15 protein-coding genes and 1 pseudogene are annotated in these 18,721 nt (G+C 35.1%); 11 read left to right on the top strand and 5 right to left on the bottom strand.

The window, feature by feature from the left end:
* Window positions 1–240: 240 nt before the first annotated feature.
* The 3 genes from BCI01S_RS07755 (at window position 241) to BCI01S_RS07745 (ending at window position 3,264) form a co-directional block, all read left to right on the top strand.
* On the top strand, window positions 241–1,071 hold the full coding sequence (locus BCI01S_RS07755) for an ABC transporter permease (RefSeq protein WP_047943665.1): 831 nt from the start codon (window positions 241–243) through the stop codon (window positions 1,069–1,071).
* A 13-nt stretch (window positions 1,072–1,084) separates the two neighbouring features.
* On the top strand, window positions 1,085–1,894 hold the full coding sequence (tagH, locus tag BCI01S_RS07750; protein WP_047943666.1) for a teichoic acids export ABC transporter ATP-binding subunit TagH: 810 nt from the start codon (window positions 1,085–1,087) through the stop codon (window positions 1,892–1,894).
* Between the two features lie 308 nt (window positions 1,895–2,202).
* Window positions 2,203–3,264 carry a glycosyltransferase family 4 protein gene (locus BCI01S_RS07745; RefSeq protein ID WP_047943667.1) on the top strand — a complete coding sequence of 354 codons (1,062 nt, stop codon included), beginning with the start codon at window positions 2,203–2,205 and terminating at the stop codon, window positions 3,262–3,264.
* A gap of 57 nt (window positions 3,265–3,321) precedes the next feature.
* Here the strand turns inward: BCI01S_RS07745 and BCI01S_RS07740 are convergent, their stop codons facing one another.
* The 4 genes from BCI01S_RS07740 to BCI01S_RS07730 all read right to left on the bottom strand — a co-directional run bounded on the left by BCI01S_RS07740 (window position 3,322) and on the right by BCI01S_RS07730 (window position 8,153).
* Entirely contained in the window at window positions 3,322–5,697 is a 2,376-nt protein-coding gene (locus BCI01S_RS07740; protein WP_061797937.1) for a SpoIID/LytB domain-containing protein, read from the bottom strand.
* Window positions 5,698–5,921: 224 nt separating this feature from the next.
* The gene (locus BCI01S_RS25200) at window positions 5,922–6,059 is read right to left on the bottom strand and encodes a hypothetical protein (RefSeq protein ID WP_156485402.1); all 138 of its coding nucleotides are present in this window, start codon (window positions 6,057–6,059) and stop codon (window positions 5,922–5,924) included.
* A gap of 243 nt (window positions 6,060–6,302) precedes the next feature.
* Window positions 6,303–7,391, bottom strand: a complete 1,089-nt coding sequence (locus BCI01S_RS07735) for an LCP family protein (protein ID WP_047943668.1) — start codon at window positions 7,389–7,391, stop codon at window positions 6,303–6,305.
* A 129-nt stretch (window positions 7,392–7,520) separates the two neighbouring features.
* Complete coding sequence (locus tag BCI01S_RS07730; RefSeq protein WP_061797935.1) at window positions 7,521–8,153, bottom strand: YigZ family protein; 633 nt, start codon at window positions 8,151–8,153, stop codon at window positions 7,521–7,523.
* Window positions 8,154–8,710: 557 nt separating this feature from the next.
* Between BCI01S_RS07730 and BCI01S_RS07725 the strand changes: the two genes are divergently transcribed.
* The 3 genes from BCI01S_RS07725 (at window position 8,711) to BCI01S_RS07715 (ending at window position 11,889) form a co-directional block, all read left to right on the top strand.
* Window positions 8,711–9,850: a sensor histidine kinase gene (locus tag BCI01S_RS07725; protein WP_047943670.1), complete on the top strand. Its 1,140-nt coding sequence runs from the start codon at window positions 8,711–8,713 to the stop codon at window positions 9,848–9,850.
* Between the two features lie 189 nt (window positions 9,851–10,039).
* Entirely contained in the window at window positions 10,040–10,726 is a 687-nt protein-coding gene (locus tag BCI01S_RS07720) for a response regulator (protein ID WP_047943671.1), read from the top strand.
* 323 nt (window positions 10,727–11,049) lie between these two features.
* Window positions 11,050–11,889: a DegV family protein gene (locus BCI01S_RS07715; protein ID WP_047943672.1), complete on the top strand. Its 840-nt coding sequence runs from the start codon at window positions 11,050–11,052 to the stop codon at window positions 11,887–11,889.
* Between the two features lie 598 nt (window positions 11,890–12,487).
* Here the strand turns inward: BCI01S_RS07715 and BCI01S_RS07710 are convergent.
* Window positions 12,488–13,447: a hypothetical protein gene (locus BCI01S_RS07710; protein WP_061797934.1), complete on the bottom strand. Its 960-nt coding sequence runs from the start codon at window positions 13,445–13,447 to the stop codon at window positions 12,488–12,490.
* A gap of 344 nt (window positions 13,448–13,791) precedes the next feature.
* Between BCI01S_RS07710 and BCI01S_RS07705 the strand changes: the two genes are divergently transcribed.
* The 5 genes and pseudogenes from BCI01S_RS07705 to BCI01S_RS07685 all read left to right on the top strand — a co-directional run.
* Window positions 13,792–14,220 (top strand): nuclease-related domain-containing protein, encoded by a 429-nt coding sequence (locus BCI01S_RS07705; RefSeq protein ID WP_082810018.1) that lies wholly within the window; start codon window positions 13,792–13,794, stop codon window positions 14,218–14,220.
* A gap of 303 nt (window positions 14,221–14,523) precedes the next feature.
* On the top strand, window positions 14,524–16,023 hold the full coding sequence (locus tag BCI01S_RS07700) for an ATP-dependent helicase ComFA (RefSeq protein WP_061797931.1): 1,500 nt from the start codon (window positions 14,524–14,526) through the stop codon (window positions 16,021–16,023).
* The gene (locus BCI01S_RS07695; RefSeq protein ID WP_061797924.1) at window positions 16,020–16,712 is read left to right on the top strand and encodes a ComF family protein; all 693 of its coding nucleotides are present in this window, start codon (window positions 16,020–16,022) and stop codon (window positions 16,710–16,712) included. The genes BCI01S_RS07700 and BCI01S_RS07695 overlap by 4 nt, the downstream gene beginning before the upstream one ends.
* Before the next feature lie 13 nt (window positions 16,713–16,725).
* A complete protein-coding gene (locus BCI01S_RS07690) occupies window positions 16,726–17,139 on the top strand; it encodes a TIGR03826 family flagellar region protein (protein ID WP_047943677.1) in 414 nt (137 codons plus the stop codon).
* A 137-nt stretch (window positions 17,140–17,276) separates the two neighbouring features.
* Window positions 17,277–18,721, top strand: a pseudogene (locus tag BCI01S_RS07685) (hypothetical protein); the annotation flags it as partial.

The raw sequence follows: 18,721 nt of genomic DNA, 5'->3' as shown, positions 1-18,721 counted from the left end.
CATATTAAATAGAAGGTAAGGAAGAGAACTAGGAAGTGAATATCGAAAATTAGTTGATATTTTAGTATTTGAAAAATCTTTGTAAAATCTATATATTTATAAAGAGACTAAAAGGGAATAGACAGGAGGTAGTTTAAAAATATATTAGGTATAAGAAAGTTAGAGATAAAATAAATGGAATACACTCTGACATAAATAAGATTATAAAGATAGATGATAACTTTAGAAGGGTATAACAATATGAATTCAATGTTTAAAGTAATTAAAGAACAAATAGATAATTTTCATTTAATAAAAAGGCTGTCCACGTATGAGTTGAAAAGTTCTAATAGAAATAATTATTTGGGGATTCTTTGGGAGTTTATTAACCCAGCCATTCAAATTGCAATCTATTGGTTTGTATTTGGATTTGTACAAGGAAGGGGAACTGTACCAGGAGAAAATGGAAAAATACCATTTTTTGTATGGATGCTGTCTGGAATTTTAATCTGGTTTTTCATCTACCCGGCTATAACACAAGGCTCTAAGTCCATTTATTCTAGACTACGAATGGTCTCAAGAATGAATTTTCCTTTAAGCGCTATACCATCCTATGTAATATTGTCGTTATTATATCCCCAATTATTGATAATGGGAGTTATAATGATAATATTCCAATTTATTGGATATCCTATTACGATTTATTACTTGCAAATACCTTATTTTTTATTTGCAGCTATTTTATTTTTATTTGCACTATCACTAATCACATCAACTATCTCAACTATTGTGCGGGATTTTCAAATGTTGCTGCAATCTTTAATGCGTGTGCTCTTGTATATAACGCCAATCTTGTGGCCGGCAGGAAGATTTAATGATTCCTCCTTTGGAAAGATTATTGATTATGTGATGTTATTAAACCCTATCTATTATTTAGTAGAAGGCTATCGTTATGCATTGTTAGGAGAGGGCTGGTTTATCATGGCCCATCCAACAATCACCATATATTTCTGGGGATTAGTTCTCCTCCTATTATTTGTAGGGTCATATATGCATGTGAAATTTAGAAGACATTTTATTGACTTTTTATAATAGGAGGTCCCGTATGGAAAAGTCTGTAATCGTTAAAAATTTAACAAAAAGATATAAATTATATAAAAACAATTCGGAGAAACTAAAAGATATATTTCTTCCGAAAAGTTACGGAGAACCCTTTTTTGCTTTAAAAGATGTTAGTTTTGAAGCAGAGAAGGGGGATGTTATTGGCTTTGTAGGTGTCAATGGTTCCGGCAAATCAACATTATCTAATATTATTGCGGGGATTGTTCCCCAAACTTCTGGTGAGGTAGAAATTGATGGACAGGCATCTCTGATTGCAGTATCTGCTGGTGTGAACGGCGAATTAACAGGCCGTGAGAATATAGAGCTAAAGTGTTTGATGCTTGGATTTACAAAAGATCAAATTAAAGAGCTTGAGCCAGAAATTATCGAGTTTTCAGAGTTAGGGAAATTTATTGATCAGCCAGTGAAATCTTATTCAAGTGGGATGAAGTCCCGTCTTGGCTTTGCGATTTCTGTTCATACAGATCCAGATGTATTAATTATTGATGAGGCATTGTCAGTAGGGGATAAAGCATTTGCGGAGAAATGTTTGGACAAAATGAATGAGTTTAAAAAGCGCGGGAAAACGATGTTCTTTGTCAGCCATTCAATCGGCCAGATGAAACAATTCTGCGAAAAAGGTGTTTGGCTAGAGCATGGCGAAGTGAAAATGATCGGCAGTATTGAAGAAGTAATGCCAGCATATGAGAAATTTTTAGCAGAGTATAAAAAATTAACTCCGAAACAAAAAAAAGAATTTCAAGAAGCTGGGCTGAAAAAAAGAAGTGATCCTGCATTTGTAGGAAAGGTCTAAGGAGAAAGCTTGTCTCTATTAGTACCTTGTAAAACCGTTCTATCTGTTAGAGCGGTTTTATTTTTAATAGGGCAGAGATGAAAAAATTATGCTTTAGGTTGAAACTTTCCTAAAGTGGACCACGTCATATATAATAATAATCAAGTTATGTTTATTTAGGATTAAAAAAATGTAATATAAATGTTAAATAAGAGTGGAATTTATTAAACCAAGCAAGATAGTATTGTGTTATAATAAATCTCGATTATATGCAAGAATAGACAGATGCCTAAAAATATACGTTATGAGAGGCATTAGGGAGGATCTCCATGATTTATATAATGCTTGTGGTATGTTTTATTGCTTCTATCTTACTGACACCACTAGTGAAGAAGCTTGCGTTTAAAGTTGGAGCAATGGATAAACCAGAGAAACGAAAAGTACATCAAAAGATCATGCCACGTATGGGTGGTTTAGCAATATATATTAGTTTTGTCATCGGTGCTTTAGTAATTAACCCAGATAAGGCCTATCATTATCCAATATTGATTGGTAGTGTAATTATTATAATAACGGGTATATTAGATGATATTTATACCCTTTCAGCAAAGATTAAACTTGCTGCTCAAGCAATCGCTGCAGTAATAGTCGTTGTATGGGGCGGTGTACAAGTTGAATTTATCAACTTGCCATTCGGTGGCCAGCTAGAATTTGGATTCTTGGATATACCGATTACGATTCTTTGGATTGTCGGCGTAACGAATGCGATTAATTTAATTGATGGTTTAGATGGTCTAGCATCAGGTGTATCCTGTATTGCCTTGTTTACTATCACTGGTATGGCAATGATCATGGGAAATGGGTATGTAATTGCAATTTCCTCCATCGTTTTAGCAAGTACACTTGGATTTTTATTTTTCAACTTTTATCCTGCAAAGATTTTCCTCGGAGATACGGGTGCGTTATTTCTCGGTTATATCATTGGTGTAATGTCTCTGCTAGGTTTTAAAAATGTAACGTTAATCTCCTTTATTATTCCGGTTATTATTTTAGGAGTTCCTATTTCGGATACATTCTTTGCGATAATTCGTCGATTAGTTAATAAGCAGCCATTAACGGCCCCGGACAGGTCTCATTTACATCATTGTTTACTAAATATTGGTTTTACGCATAGACAAACCGTTATAATAATATATGCAATGGCATCATTTTTTGGACTAGTTGCAGTCATTTTCTCTATGGCAAAAGTATGGGGAGCAATCCTCTTAATAGCCACTGTTTTATTAATAATTGAATTAATTGTAGAAAAGATTGGATTAGTAGGAAAAAACTATAAGCCGATTTTAAAATTTATTAATGACATAAGGTATTCAACTGAGAAGAATAGATAATAAAAAGGCCTCTTATTATAAGAGGTCTTTTATAATGGAGAAGAAAAGAAGTGAGGCTTACTTTCTTTCCTTTACATTTTTTACATACTTTGTGGATACATAGCCAGTTACTTTTCCATATTTCACTTTATACCAAGAACCGCTTTTTTCATAAATAGTTACTTTCTTATCGTTTGGAATTGACCCAACTACCTTGGATGATGTAGAGGACTTCTGTCTAATATTGAGCTTGCTTGCTTTAACAGTTCCAGTTTTTACTTTATAGAGAGTGAACTTTTTAGAAACAGATTTCTTTAGCTTGCTTATATTTACCGATTCAATTGTTGCTGAATAGAACCCGTCACTCGTGCTTCCAACACTCCATGTATAGGAAGAGGATCCTGACTTTAATGATGTATTAGAAGCAAGTGTTTTAACGACCTTATTTTTGTTGTTTACAATTTTTACGGTTGTGTTAGAAGCTTGGTTCACATGGAAGCTCACCTTTATTTTATTTCCTGATGTATCATAGGATGTTTTTACATTGTTAATAATTGGAGCTTGTACTACTGTTTTCTTAAGAGTGAAACTTTGTTTAACTGTTTGCTTTTTATTAGCGCTATTTATCGAAGTAATTTCAAACGTATAGGCTCCATTGTTCACATTTGCTACATCCCAAGTAAAGGAATGATACCCCGCTGTTAAAGATTGATTGTTGGCTAATGTTTTCACTGCTTTATGATTGCTATCTTTCACAATAACCGTTGTCTTTGTTGCTTGGTTAACATGAAAGGAAGCAACGACTTTGTTAGCATCTTTATCGTATTTGGTAGTACTGGAACTAATCGATGGTGCTGCTAGTTTTGCAACTTGAACTACAGCATGAGCTGTTGCTGTTTGCTTATTGCTGTCGGTTGCAATTATTTCAGCTGTATAGCTGCCGTTGTTCCAGTTTGCTACATTGGCAGTATAGTTGTAGTTACCAGCATGTAAAGCTGCGTTATTTAAAAGAGTTGCAACCACTATACCAGTACTATCTTTTACTCTTACAGTCGTATTGGCTGTTTTATTGATAGAAAAGAAAACGCTGACTGTGTCATTCGTGTTCGCGAAAATAGCCTTTGTATCTGTTATCACAGGAGTGGTAATCTCAGACTGGATATATTCCGTTACTAAATTAGCGCTTGGATAATAGAATGAAAGAATATCACTGTATTTTTGGCCACTATTAGCACGACCATTTGCACCATATTGACTTAAACCTACGCCATGGCCATACCCCTTTCCAGCAACACTATGTGCAGTGGTACTAGAAGCGCTTTTTGTAATAAGATAACTCTTTAACGTATCTACACCAATTATTGCTCTAACTTTAGAAGCTGCCACATTTGCTTGTTTCACTTCTTGTAAAATAAGGTTCCCGTCTTTATCTTTTATATCCTTCACATAAAACTGAACTGTTATTGAACCTGTTGTTACTCGGGTTGTGGACGAAGGATTATTAAACGCAAGGGTCGGAATAGAAACAATTTTGATATCTTTATCTTTATAGCTATTATTATTTAGCCAACTTTTTATAAGACTGACAATTTTTGTATCTTTTTCTGAAGTCGTTTTCCACCATGCGTCTGGATTAGCTAAATCTTTATCTTTCATATCGATTTGTGTTTTTTGTAGGCTGAATTCCCAACTATAGTTGTTATCAAAGGAATCAGCACCATTTTGTAAATAGGCATATTCATAGCCCCAAACATTTTTAGCAGACTCCATTACGCCACCATTACTTGCTGAGAATACAGCATCGATTAATTTGCTGCCATATTTTAAGACCTGTCCAGTAGTTGCCTCCACTGCATTATCAGAATTAGGATGAGAATCAGTTAATCCGCCATACACTTGGTGATTAATGGTATCGGTAATGGTTTGACCGCCGTAATTCCAAGAATAAGTTCTGGCAGCAACTGCCTGTGCTTTTAATGCTTCGATATTCCACAGGGCAGGCATTTCACGAGGCACAACCCCTTTAAGATAATCTTCTATCCCTACTGTATTAATTGGGCGAATATATGTTTTTCCGCTGATTGTTTCCATGATAAATTCAAAAGATCCTTTATAGGAACGATTATTAATTGTTAAGTAGCTGTTTGGATCAGAAGGAGCCAAAGTAAACGAAGTAGACTCAGAAAGAAGCTGGCTTCCTTGATATAGCTTTAATTTTGATTGTTCTAGCTTAACCATATATTCTGTGTTGCTATTTATAGATACTTTACCATCACCAGTTTTATAGGTACCAGAGGAGGTAAGGGAAATTACTGTTTTATTACCAAGATAATTCTTTAACTTAACATGTACTAGTGGTTCAGCAACGCTCGCGTAGATGCTGTGTTCAAAAACAGGAAGGAAAGAAAGAAGCAAGACAAGTGACAACAACAATGATAGTGTTTTTTTTATCATCATTTTCTCCTTTATTTAATTGTCGTAAACTAGGAATCTATTAAAAAAATTATTTCTTTTACCTAAGAGGAATTACTATGATTCTATCATATTCTAATGGTAAATGAATGTGGATATTGCTGGCAGATTAAGAAAGGGATAAATGGGGAAGAAACAGAAAAAAACTGTAGAGCAATTCATCTACAGTTGTATATGGTATCTAGAAGTAAATAATAATAGCATGATTATAAAAGTCTGTGCTTTTCGTCTAATTCCTCATCGTAAAAATCATCTTCTAATTCATTCCAAATACTAGGTTCATTATCCGTAAATAATGGTCTTTCAATTGCTCCATTTAAGTAGGTTAACATTTTTTTCAACATACTAGCACCTCATTACTTTGTATTTCCTTTACAAAATATGTTTGCTTTTTCTATTAGGTATAGTGTTGACATTTTACTTAAAAATTATAATGCTGAAATAAATTTTTTAGTCAGCAGGTAGTTGTATAGTTTATTTATAGCCATTCTAATTCATTTTCAATGAGGATTTACGCAGAATTTTTTTATTTTATGATATAAATAAAAAATGCACCATGCTTTGGAAGCTTGATGCATTTATATTATTTAATAATTTACCTTATCGGATGTGGTATCTGTTTCCACGGTACTGTTTAAATCAGTAGTATTTTCCGAATCATTCGGTTTGTCTGAATTGGATAGTTGGTTACTGCTTATGCCTAAATGCTGCTGCAGAATCGATTTTGTTTCTGCAAGTGCTGTTTCATCTAATTGATAAATGTATTTATTATCGACACGACCGTCGGTTCCAGCTAGCGTTAGTGTCTCCACTTGTAAACCATTATCTGCAGTTGCATAAGCAATTAGAGATTGTATATCGCTGAATGATAAGTCTGTTGTCATATTGCTTCCTATCGCTTCCATCACTTTTGAATACTTGGTTATTCCCTCGATAGAGACTGCTTTTTTCATAATGGCTTGCATGATTAATTGTTGTCTTTTCCCACGTTCAATGTCATTATCAATTTTTCTTGTTCTTGCAAGGGCAAGTGCTTGTTCGCCGTCCAATTCTTGATAGCCTTTTTCAAGATGAATGGCGCCTGCTTTATCCTTTGAGTTTTGTTCCGTAAATGTTACTGGAACATCGACATCAATTCCACCTAATGCATCTACTACATCCATAAAGGCATCGAAATTCATTTTTACATAATAATCAACAGGAATATCTAGCAATTCTTCCACTGTGTCTAAGGTTGACGAAACCCCGCCGAAATAATGGGCATGAGTAATTTTATCAGAATAGCCGCGTTCAGGAATATATACATAAGAATCACGTGGGATGCTCAGCAATTTAACGGATTTTTCTTTCTCATTTAAAGTAGCAAGCATGAGAGCATCGGAACGAGATCGGGTTGTGCCGGATTTGCTCGATCTTTTCTCACTGTCATCTACTCCAATGAATAAAATTGAAACGTCATCGATGTTTGGATCCACTTTTGCATCCCTTTTAGAATCACGGTCAATTGGCTCATAAGAATCATCTACCACTGATTTTGCCTTTGAATATAAGGTAGCTCCATAACCAATTCCGGCTAAGATAATAACCAGCAATGGGACAAAAATAAATAGCTTAATTTTTTTTCGTTTCTTTTTCTTTGTATCCTTTATTAAAGTTTCTCTTGTATTATTTGCCATAAGTTCTCCTTTTTGAATTAAGAAATAACGGAATGAAAACATACATACTATCTTACCTCTATCTCTCTTTAACGTAAATTAGTAGTTTATTTCTATTCCAGGTATATTTTTGTATTAATTGTAAAAAATTCAAATGAGGGTTTCTGCGTACAAGGTGTCTTTTTCTTTTATAATACCTTGTCCATTTGTTAAGTCAGTTATCCAATCCGTATAAGTCTCTACCTCATCAGAATCCACAAAGACATCAATTTCGACATTTTCTAAATAATGAATATCTTTAATTTCATAGTTCGATGAACGTAATTCATTTTCTATTTTACCAAGTAAGTGATACTCGATGGATACACTGACTATTTGTTTCAACTTTCTTTCAACAATACCGATATTTGCTAATCCTTCAGAGGTTGTTTTTCCATAAGCACGAATAAGCCCCCCTGCACCAAGCTTAATACCTCCAAAATAACGGGTAACAACAACTGTTGTATCTTTCAGACCTTTTTTCTTCAGGACCTCAAGAATTGGTACTCCTGCTGTGCCACTCGGTTCCCCATCATCGTTTGCTTTTTGAATTTGATCATGTTCTCCGATTAAGTAAGCAGAACAATTATGTGTTGCGTCTTTATGTTTTTTCTTGATTTCTCCTATGAAAGCCTGTGCTGCTTCTTCTGTTTCTGTTCGAGCGATATGAGCAATAAAGCGTGATTTTTGAATAATTAGTTCATATTCTCCGTAGCTAGGTACAGTAAGATAGGAAGGAAGCATATTGGCAGCTCCTTTCTTTGTATCTCTTTCCACTAATATTGGCGATTTCATCTTATTTGTTCGTTATATAAGTCATTTTTTGTAACCATTTTCTATAAAAAATTAGTAGAAAATCGATAATTAGTCTTATTTCATTATAATTCGACATTGTTTATTCTTCAATTATTGTTCGCTTTGTAATCAAATCTTAATATAGCGATTTTGCAAGCATGATATAATAAGTAAAACTCCATGCTCGAAAAGACCCGCTACATATGGTATAGGCTATATTTCATGCAGAGGCTTACGAATCTTTGATTACAGGCGCCTTATCAATCTATTTTCTTTTACTTTGTTTTTTGTTTAGAATAGGATAAAATTGTATTATTGCATTTTTACATACTTTTTCACAGTGATTCTTGATGTTAATAGGTCTTCGGACATGGTTTCATATAGGGTGATATATGTCAAAATAACGATTTTAATTTATTTTTCGATGAATTAAACATATTATTAACTTTCAAGCTAAAATAATAATGGATGTTGGAAGGGTTTTAGCCTTTTTGGAGGAATTAAATATGTTGATAAGGAAATTTGACACAAAAACGTTAGATTATATTGTAGAACAAATGATTAAAACCGTTGGTTCAAGCAAAGATGAAATTTTTCGTATTGGAGAACAATGTAGACAAGATTATGAAACCCTTACCGAAGAATTAAAAGAAATGAAAGTTCTTGTATTAGAAACGATAGAAAAAGGAGACAAGCTAGAAATCCAGTCTCGGTTTGCTCGTAAACGCTTATCAGAAGTCAGTAAGCATTTTAATGAATACTCAGAAGAAGAAGTACGTGAGGCTTATGAAAGAGCACATACACTGCAAATGGATTTAAGTGTGAATCGGCACTTAGAAAAGCAGTATCGAGAACGCCGCGATGATTTAGAGCGTCGATTGTTAGGTCTAGATGAAACCATTAAGCGGGCAGAACATCTGGTCACACAAATTTCTGTCGTGATGAATTATTTGGTTAGTGATTTAAAGCAAGTTGGCGAAGTAATCGAAGACGCCAAACAAAAGCAGGATTTCGGACTGAAAATTATTGGTGCCCAGGAAGAAGAGAAGAAAAGACTTTCTCGAGAAATACACGATGGTCCTGCACAAATGATGGCAAATGTAATGATGCGCTCTGACTTAGTGGAAAGAATATATAAAGAGCGTGGGGCGAAAGAGGCCTTTGAAGAAATCAGAAATTTAAAAGTGATGGTACGAAGTGCATTATATGAGGTAAGACGAATTATTTATGATCTTCGTCCAATGGCTTTAGATGATCTTGGCCTTATTCCGACCCTAAAAAAATATTTGAAAACAACAGAAGAGTATCATGACTCAATAAAAATTGAGTTTGCCACCATCGGAAAAGAAACAAGACTTCCAAGCAAATATGAAGTTGCAATTTTTCGCTTAGTTCAAGAATCAGTCCAAAATGCTTTAAAGCATGCAGAAGCATCTAATATCTCCGTAAAAGTAGAATTACGAATGGAGCAAATTATCGTCTTAGTTAAGGATAATGGAAAAGGATTCGATAAGAATGAGAAAAAAGAAGAATCCTTTGGTTTAATTGGGATGAAAGAAAGAGTAGAACTACTGGATGGGGAATTAACCATTGATTCCAAACTTGGAGTTGGAACCATTGTTATGATCAACGTTCCTATTAGATGATAAGAATGACTGTTTTCGAGAAGTATGTTATTTTAACCAAAATGAAGTTTAACATTTTTGTGTTGAATGGATTGGAGGATGCTTGACTCCTATCAAGTAGTGTGTGGAGAGGAAAGCAAGAAGTTCATTTCCTGCCAAAAATAACATTGTGACGAAAAGAGCTTAAAGAAAATAAGGGAGGCGGAGCAGTTGACTACAAGGATAGTTATTATTGACGATCACCAATTATTTAGAGAAGGGGTAAAAAGAATTCTCGACTTCGAATCGAGCTTCGAAGTAGTAGCTGAAGGAGACGATGGTACACAAGCTATTCAGCTAATCGAAGAATACCAACCCGACGTAACAATCATGGATATAAATATGCCTACCATTAATGGTGTAGAGGCAACAAGACAATTACTAGAGAAATTTCCAGAAACAAAAGTCATCATCCTATCTATACATGATGATGAAAACTACGTAACCCATGCCCTTAAAACAGGTGCGAGCGGTTATCTGCTTAAGGAAATGGATGCAGATGCATTAATTGAAGCAGTTAAGGTAGTAGCAGATGGAGGGTCTTATTTACACCCGAAAGTAACCCATAATCTCGTTAATGAATATCGCCGTTTAGCAATAGAGAATGCAAACTCGGATGAACATCATGTACAAGTAGTAGAAATTAGAAGACCATTGCACTTGTTAACAAGACGTGAGTGTGAAGTTTTACAGCTTCTTGCTGATGGAAAAAGTAACCGAGGAATCGGAGAGGCACTATTTATTAGTGAAAAAACGGTTAAAAACCATGTAAGTAATATTTTACAAAAAATGAATGTGAACGACCGTACACAAGCAGTAGTTGTTGCTATTAAAAACGGTTGGGTAGAAGTTCGTTAAGAAAAAAGGGGTTACCTAAATCACTTGTTGGTTTGAGGAAACTCCTTTTTTTAACGAATTGTTTTATTTGGTGAGGTTGGTGTTTTCGTTGCAATTGCAATCATATGAAAATGCGATAAAATTGTAGGAAGTGAAAGTAAAGAAATATTGCCATCCTAATCAACCTCTAAAGTGAAAAATCTGTTATAATATTTCCTTGCCATTTAAAATTCCATATAAATTCCTCTTTATGTGCATTATAATAGAATTAATCGATAATGCTAATTAACTTTTATAGTTAAAATATGTATACAAACGAATAGATAAGGAAGGTAACTAATTGCATGAAAACAGCTATTGTTACAGATAGTACGGCCTATATTCCTAAAGAGGTGAGGGAGAAGTACAATATATATATGATCCCATTGACAGTTTTCTTAGGGTCAGAAGTATATGAGGAGGAAAAAGAATTAACCGCATCTGAATTTTATGAAGCAGTTAGAAAAATGGACCTGCCTACGACCTCTCAACCATCTATTGGAAAATTTGTAGAGCTATTTGAAGAACTATCTAAAAATTATGATGAAGTAATAAGTGTTCATTTATCAAGTGGTATCAGCGGCACTTATCAAGGAGCCATTACTGCTGGAGACATGGTAGAGGGCATTAAAGTATTTGCTTTTGATACAGAAATAAGCTGCATGGTTCAAGGTTTCTATGCTATAGAAGCAGCAAAATTAGCTCAACAAGGGAAAAGCGCAGCAGAAATTATTCCCATTCTTGACGAATTAAAACAAACAAGCAACGCCTACTTTATGGTAGATGATCTATCAAATCTTCAAAGAGGTGGACGACTATCCAGTGCTCAAGCAATCATCGGCAGTCTTCTGCAGGTTAAGCCATTGCTGCATTTTAAGGATAAGATAATTGTCCCATTTGAAAAAATCCGCACAAAAAAAAGAGCAATGAGGCGAATTGTCGAACTTCTCCGCGAAGAAACGAATGGAGGCAGCTACTACGCTGCCATCATCCATGCTAATCGCGAAGAAGAAGCAAAAGAATGGAAAGCAGAACTAGAACAAGAATTCCCCAATATTGAATTCTCATTAAGTTACTTTGGTGCTGTTATTGGTACACACTTAGGAGAAGGATCAATGGGACTTGGCTGGATAAAGAAAAGATAATAATGATGTTTGGAATCCCGGTTCTTAGAAAAGAATCGGGATTTTTGTGATGGTGGGAGAGTTAGTCGAAAGGATAGGTGAGGGAGTCGCAAGGAAAAAAATGAACAAGGAAGAGCGCCCCTTTTCATTCCTTCGTTATGACTAGCTTGTAAATCGTGTTTTACCCAGTCAGCACTTACAGCTCCATATCCTTCCTCACTACGTTCAGTCCGGTACCGCTGTAAGAACTTGACTAGGCATCAAAGTCACCTCTCGATTTCAAGAGGTGGTCTTTTACAAACTTCCCCTATCTTCCAAAATACCATCATTTTTTCTTCTCCATATTCTCAGCTGCAGTAATCTCTTTACGAGCCTCCAGCGTTTGGCGCATCGATTCTACGAGCTAGCGATCTCTCTCTTCTAAACGATTCTCTATGTATTCATGCTGACCATGAAATTCTTCAATAAGCTGTTTATTAAACTCCATTTGTTGCTTGCGGAAGCTTTTGAATACTTCCATTATGTAAAAAGCCATAAACGTTGTTAAATCAACGTTTACGGCTTTTTGGTGTGTTCCCAAACTTTGATTTGGGAACGTTATTTTGTATGGTGTTGTATATTAATATAATAATTTTTTCCAATAATCTGCAATGCGCTCAAAAGTTTTTGCTGATTTCTCTTTAACGAAGTTATTTGCTGCTTCGTAGTCTTTATCTTGTTTAGAAATACCTTTTGTAACAAAGTTCGATAACTCATCCTGCAATTTAGCAATGAGGACATCAACGTCCGATTTATTTTGAAGCATTCCGAATTTTTCTTTATAACCTTCAATCATTTTGGAAATTTCTGCTTCTGTATAATTGATTTTGCCTAGTTTATTTGTAATCGATAAATTATTTTTTTGTTGGGCATTTAAAGAAGATGTATCCATATGTCGTGTTTCGTAAATCTTCGCACGCCCTTGATAAAATTTTTCTTCGATTGACTTATAGCTCAATACACGTTTTTTATTTCGCTTTGTGTACTGTTCAATCAATTGGTGAAAGCCCTCTTTCGCATCGCCTGTAACATATTTCTCACCAAATAGTTGTAATGCAGCTGTTGAAGAGGCAAGTTCTAATTGTGCCTCAGCAGAAGTTAATTGCTGCGTAATAGGTTTGCTTCCAGATTTTATATCTCGGCCTTTTGGTGTAGCAATATCTAAATTATCTAAGCCATCCGTTATATCTACAAGTAGATTTTCAATTTCTTCAATATCCTTCGCATTCTTCCCATCAAAGATACCATTATCATTTAAATATTGACTGAAAATAAGCCATTGGTCTCGCGGACGATATGAAAAAATATCAGATGGGTCTTCTACTTGCTGAGCAAACATTTGTGCAATTTCTTCATCTGTCTCTGCTTTTAGATGTTTTATTTCATCAGAGAATGTTAAAGTAAAAGCTTTTCCGTCACGCTCTACTTCAATTTCTTTTTTTTCACCTAGTGGCTGCTTCATTAGTACATCTGTATTGGTCGATGCTTGTTGCTTAAATTGTTCTTTTACTGCTCCTTCAAACAAAAGATTAATTTGCATAACGGCACTCCTTATTTATTACCAGTTAATATAAAGACTGAAAATTGGTATTATATTTTATATCGGATAACGATAAATAATTTAAATTATGTAGTTACCAAGTGCAGTTTAGTAAACAAAAGCAACTAAGTTTTATTCACTAGTCCTTTTTTATCAAATAGGCAGGAATTCAAATGACTGTATAGAATAAATTAAGTATGAAAAAAAGGAAGTGAGCAGTTGATCGTAAAACCAATTGAATATCGATATCGAGCGCTCCAATTAGAGGCCTTGCTCTCGAGGATTAGAGCTAATCATTCTAATATTTCGTTAATCAATCAAGATTATCAACGGAAGTTGGCAAGATACAGGGGGGAAGCAGGCAGTGGATTTTCCCGCTTAGTTTTTTGCCAGATGATGAATACTTTATCCTGCATGATTTACGCCTATGGGACGGAAAACATTTTTTCCAAATTGATGTATTAATTCTGCATGCGAAATATGCGTTAATCCTTGAAGTGAAAAATATCATTGGCGAGCTATACCTTGATACTGATTTACATCAAATGATACGAATAAAGGAAGAAGAAAAAGAGGCATTTCCTGATCCTATTATTCAAGTGAACAGATTAAAGCGACAGTTTGAAGCCTGGCTATTAGCTAATCAATTTCCTATTATTCCTATTTACTCTCTCGTTGTATTTAGTAACCCAAAATCAATTTTGCGGTTATCCTCTCCTCAAATTCAAACCTTTAAAAACACCATCATTCATAAAGAATATTACCAAAATTGATTTCTAAACTCACTTCTTCCTATAAAAGATATTTTCTCCCAACAGAGGAAAAAAGAGATTAATCAAGTGTCTTAAAAGAAAGAATACTCCTTTAGATACGGATATTTTGCAAAAGTATATTGGTTTTTCCCTAGCTGTAGTAATAAGTCAAAAAAAGGCGATACTCCCCACTTTAAAGGTTATTAGTCTATAATAGCTTCAAGGACACTAGCAAATTTAAAACTGAAAAGAACAGGATTTGGAAAAAAGGCAATTCATCATTTAACCTTAAAATCTATTTAAAACAGAACTAGGAGGAAAATAATGCGATTTTATCAAAAGGACAATATATTACTCCCCACGAAAAGTAATTTCTCTCACTCCTTCCGAATCTCCAATGCTTCCCAAAATCAACTGATAACGCCGCCACTTAATAAAGCTTATCCATTTAATCCGCAACTCCAAGCTTCCCTCCAAGGTAAAACTTTACTACTAGCTGAGCTCCCTTTTTCAGAACAAGAAATCCAAGCACATTACGAAAATGGTTATTGCTCGTATAGGAAAGGGATAGAGAAAAAAGCTCGCAATAAGTACATTTGCATGCGTTGTGGAAATGAAAATCAGGAGTTATTTGCTACTTTTCCTTGTGCACGATGTAAAGAAAACTGCACTTATTGTCGAAATTGCATCATGATGGGGAGAATAAGTGAATGTACCCCATTAATTAAATGGAGTGGGCCAGAACTGGATCAAGAAACATCAAAAATTACATTACAATGGAACGGCAGTCTTTCACAAGGACAGCAAGAGGCATCAGACAAAATGGAGCAAATCATCGAGGCACAATCGGAGCTTCTTATCTGGGCAGTGTGTGGCGCTGGGAAAACGGAGATTCTTTTTAAAGGAATTGAAAAAGCATTGCGTGATAATCAACGTGTATGTATTGCTACTCCTCGTACAGATGTTGTCCTCGAATTGGCCCCTCGATTACAGGAGGTTTTTCCAGAAATAAAGGTATTGCCTGTTTATGGTGGTAGTGAAGATCGTCATCTGTATAGTCCGCTAACGATTAGCACGACCCATCAGCTTTTTCGGTTCCACCAAGCCTTTGACCTCATTATTTTAGATGAAATGGATGCATTTCCATATTCCGTTGATAAATCGCTTCAATATGCTGTGCAAAAAGCCAAGAAGGAACAATCGACACTTATTTATTTAACGGCGACTCCCGATAAAGACTGGCAAGAAAAGTGTAAGCATAACAAAGTTCACTTTGTGACCATTCCAGCACGCTTTCATCAATATCCGTTGCCTGTTCCAGATTTTCAATGGTGTGGGAATTGGGAAAAGGGCTTGAAAAAGGACAAGCTCCCTGCCATGCTTGTTGATTGGATTCGTGAACGAGTTCCACAAAATAAACCTATGCTCTTATTCGTGCCCAAAATTCATTATATGGAAAAAGTGAAAAAGCTGTTGCAACCAATTGTTGATAAGGTTGAAGCCGTTCATGCTGAAGATCCTGATCGAAAGGAAAAGGTACAAAAAATGCGTAATAAAGAAGTGGATTTGCTTGTTACAACAACGATTTTAGAGAGGGGCGTTACTTTTCCAAATGTAGATGTTGCTGTTTTAGGAGCGGAAAATCGGATTTTCACAGAGAGTGCTCTTGTACAGATTGCGGGAAGAGTAGGAAGGAAAAAGGAATTTCCAGATGGAGCGATAACTTTTTTTCATTATGGAAAAACAAATAATATGGTATTAGCGCGAAAGCAAATTAAGCGAAGCAATCAAGAAGCAGGAGAGAAGGGGATGCTACTGTTATGATTTGCGTGATTTGCTTAGCACCAGTTATACCGGAATTTAATTGGACCTATCTTTTCTCGAAAGCACCAGAATGCTATTTATGTGCGGGCTGTAAGGAGAAGTTAGCAGTAATAAAGGGAGAGACTTGCCGAATTTGTGGCCGATCTCTTCAGTTCTTGGAGTCCGTTCATGTTAAAGAGGGCATGTGCCATGATTGTCAAAAATGGGAAGACGAAGAGGAATGGAAAGGAATACTGCAATCCAACCAATCGTTATTTTTGTACAATGATTTTTTGAAAGAAACGATTGCACGGTTTAAATATAGAGGGGACTATAATATAGCTGCAGCCTTTGTTTCTTTTTTACCGAAGGATTTCGGAAAAAATAAAGTGGTGATGCCTATTCCATTAAGTGACGAACGTTTGTACGAAAGAGGCTTTAATCAAGTAGAGGCAGTTCTCTTTTATGCAAAAGTTCCTTATGTAAATGGTCTTGTGCGCATACATAGTGAAAAACAATCGAAAAAAACACGAAAACAACGATTACAGATAGGAAATATTTTTAAAATAGAGCAAAAAGAGGCTGTTATCGCTCAAGATATTATTCTGGTTGACGATATATATACTACAGGTGCAACGCTACGAAATGCAGCGAAAGTGCTAAAGGAAGCCGGAGCAAAGTCCATCACTTCCTTTACAATTGCAAGATGAGGAGGAATCATGGATGGCTGAACTAGGGAATTGCCCAAACTGTGGCGATATATATGTGATAAATAACATTCGAGATGTGTGTTTGAAATGCTATAAACAAGAAGAAGCAGATTATGAAAAAGTATACCAATATATTCGCAAAAAGCAGAATCGCACAGCGCAGATGGATGATGTGGTCGAAGCGACTGGTGTAGAAAGAACATTGATTTATAAATTTATCAAAAAAGGCAGAATCAAGCTTGCCCAATTCCCTAATCTTGGATATCCCTGTGCCAAGTGTGGAACGATTATTCGAGAAGGGAAGCTGTGTCATTCTTGTTTATCAGGAATACAGAATGATCTAAATGTGATGGAAAAGGAAGAAGAAAGAAAAAGAGAAATGGAAGAAAGAAATAAATCAGCCTATCGAGTATTAGATAAAAGGTAGAATAATTAAAAAAGTTTAATAGAATTGTAATTCTATTAAACTTTTTTAATTAAATTTTACCATTTTTATTGAATAAATAAAGTTAGAAAGCATTGGGCCGATATAGTAAGAAGAATGTATTTTATGGGAGTGTTATTATGCAAATATCTAATAAAACCCAACTATCCAATGTAACAACCAATGAAAAACAATTAGAGCTTTTAAAAAATGAAACATATAATGCACAAATTAAATCTCGGATTTCAGAAAATGAAGCGGTTGTCCAAATTAAAGGAAAAGACTTTAATGTGAAATTTGAAGAAACGATTCCAAAGGAAAATCGAGTTTCTGTCCAAATTAGTGATATGGATGGTGGTGAAATAAAGGTTAAAACAATCACCACTACTGCTCCTGACTTACCATCAAATCCTTCATCAGAAAAAATGATAGAAGATATGAGCATTTCAGAAAAAAGTAAAAACGAATTAAGAATGGCAACGGCTATTTTAGGAAAAAAAACTACCATAAATAGAGATACATTAGTCCAGTTAAATACATTTTTAGAAAATGAAACAGGGACAATAGAAGAAAAATTAGTTTCATTACGTGCTCTGGCAAGTAAAAATCTGGAGATATCAGCAGTTAATTTGCGTTCTATCCATGCAGCAGTTAATGGAGAGCCGTTGAATGATATCATTACAAAAATAGCAAATGTAATTGATCCTAATTTTCAAAAAAATGTATCGAAAAATCAAGTAGAACATCATAATCCAGTCTATGCTTTAAAAAATGAAACTAGTTCAAAGCAAAATAATGCTTTGACAAAATTAATAAGTGAATTATCTTCTGCAATGGAAACGGAAGAGGATATTCAAAAGGGAATAGAGTTATTACGTACAAAATTAAACGAAAATCCACGGATATCGAAAGAGCATATAAAAAGTATTACACAAGCTATACAAGATTCTGAAAAACTACAATCAATAGCCAAAACAAAAATAATAGATGTATTGACAAATATAAAATTAGACGATTTACAAGAGGCTGCTACGGAATTGAATAAAGTGAAAGACCAAATAAAGCTAGAGCCTAACCTACAAAAAGCAATCCAGACGGTAAAAGAGACGATTATTAACAATCCGAAAATGCCGCCGGAAGTAGTAAAACAAGTAGAACAGGCAGTAAGAGAAGCGACAATAAGCCAGCGTTTAGGCCAAGAAAGTGCTGGCCGCGAGAAATTAGTACAAGCAGTCACAAAGGCCGAACAAGAAATTACGGCCCAACAAGCCAAACCTGCAGCAACAGACCAAAGCAAAGCCGTACAAGACCAATTGACTCAAACGAAAGACCAAATAAAACAAGAGCCTAACCTACAAAAGGCAATCCAAACGGTAAAAGAAACGATTATCAACAATCCGAAAATGCCAAAGGAAGTAGTAAAACAGGTAGAACAGGCAGTAAGAGAAGTAGCAATAAGCCAGCGTTTAGGTCAAGAAAGTGCGGGCAGAGAGAAATTAGTGCAGGCAGTCACAAAGGCCGAACAAGAAATTACGGCCCATCAAGCCAAACCAATAGCACCAGAGCAAAGCAAAGCCGTGCAAGA

This window comes from Niallia circulans NBRC 13626, assembly GCF_001591585.1.
Taxonomy (GTDB): Bacteria; Bacillota; Bacilli; order Bacillales; family Cytobacillaceae; genus Niallia; species Niallia circulans.
The sequence above is the reverse complement of the archived record's forward strand: the minus strand, read 5'-3'. Positions and strand labels throughout refer to the sequence as shown.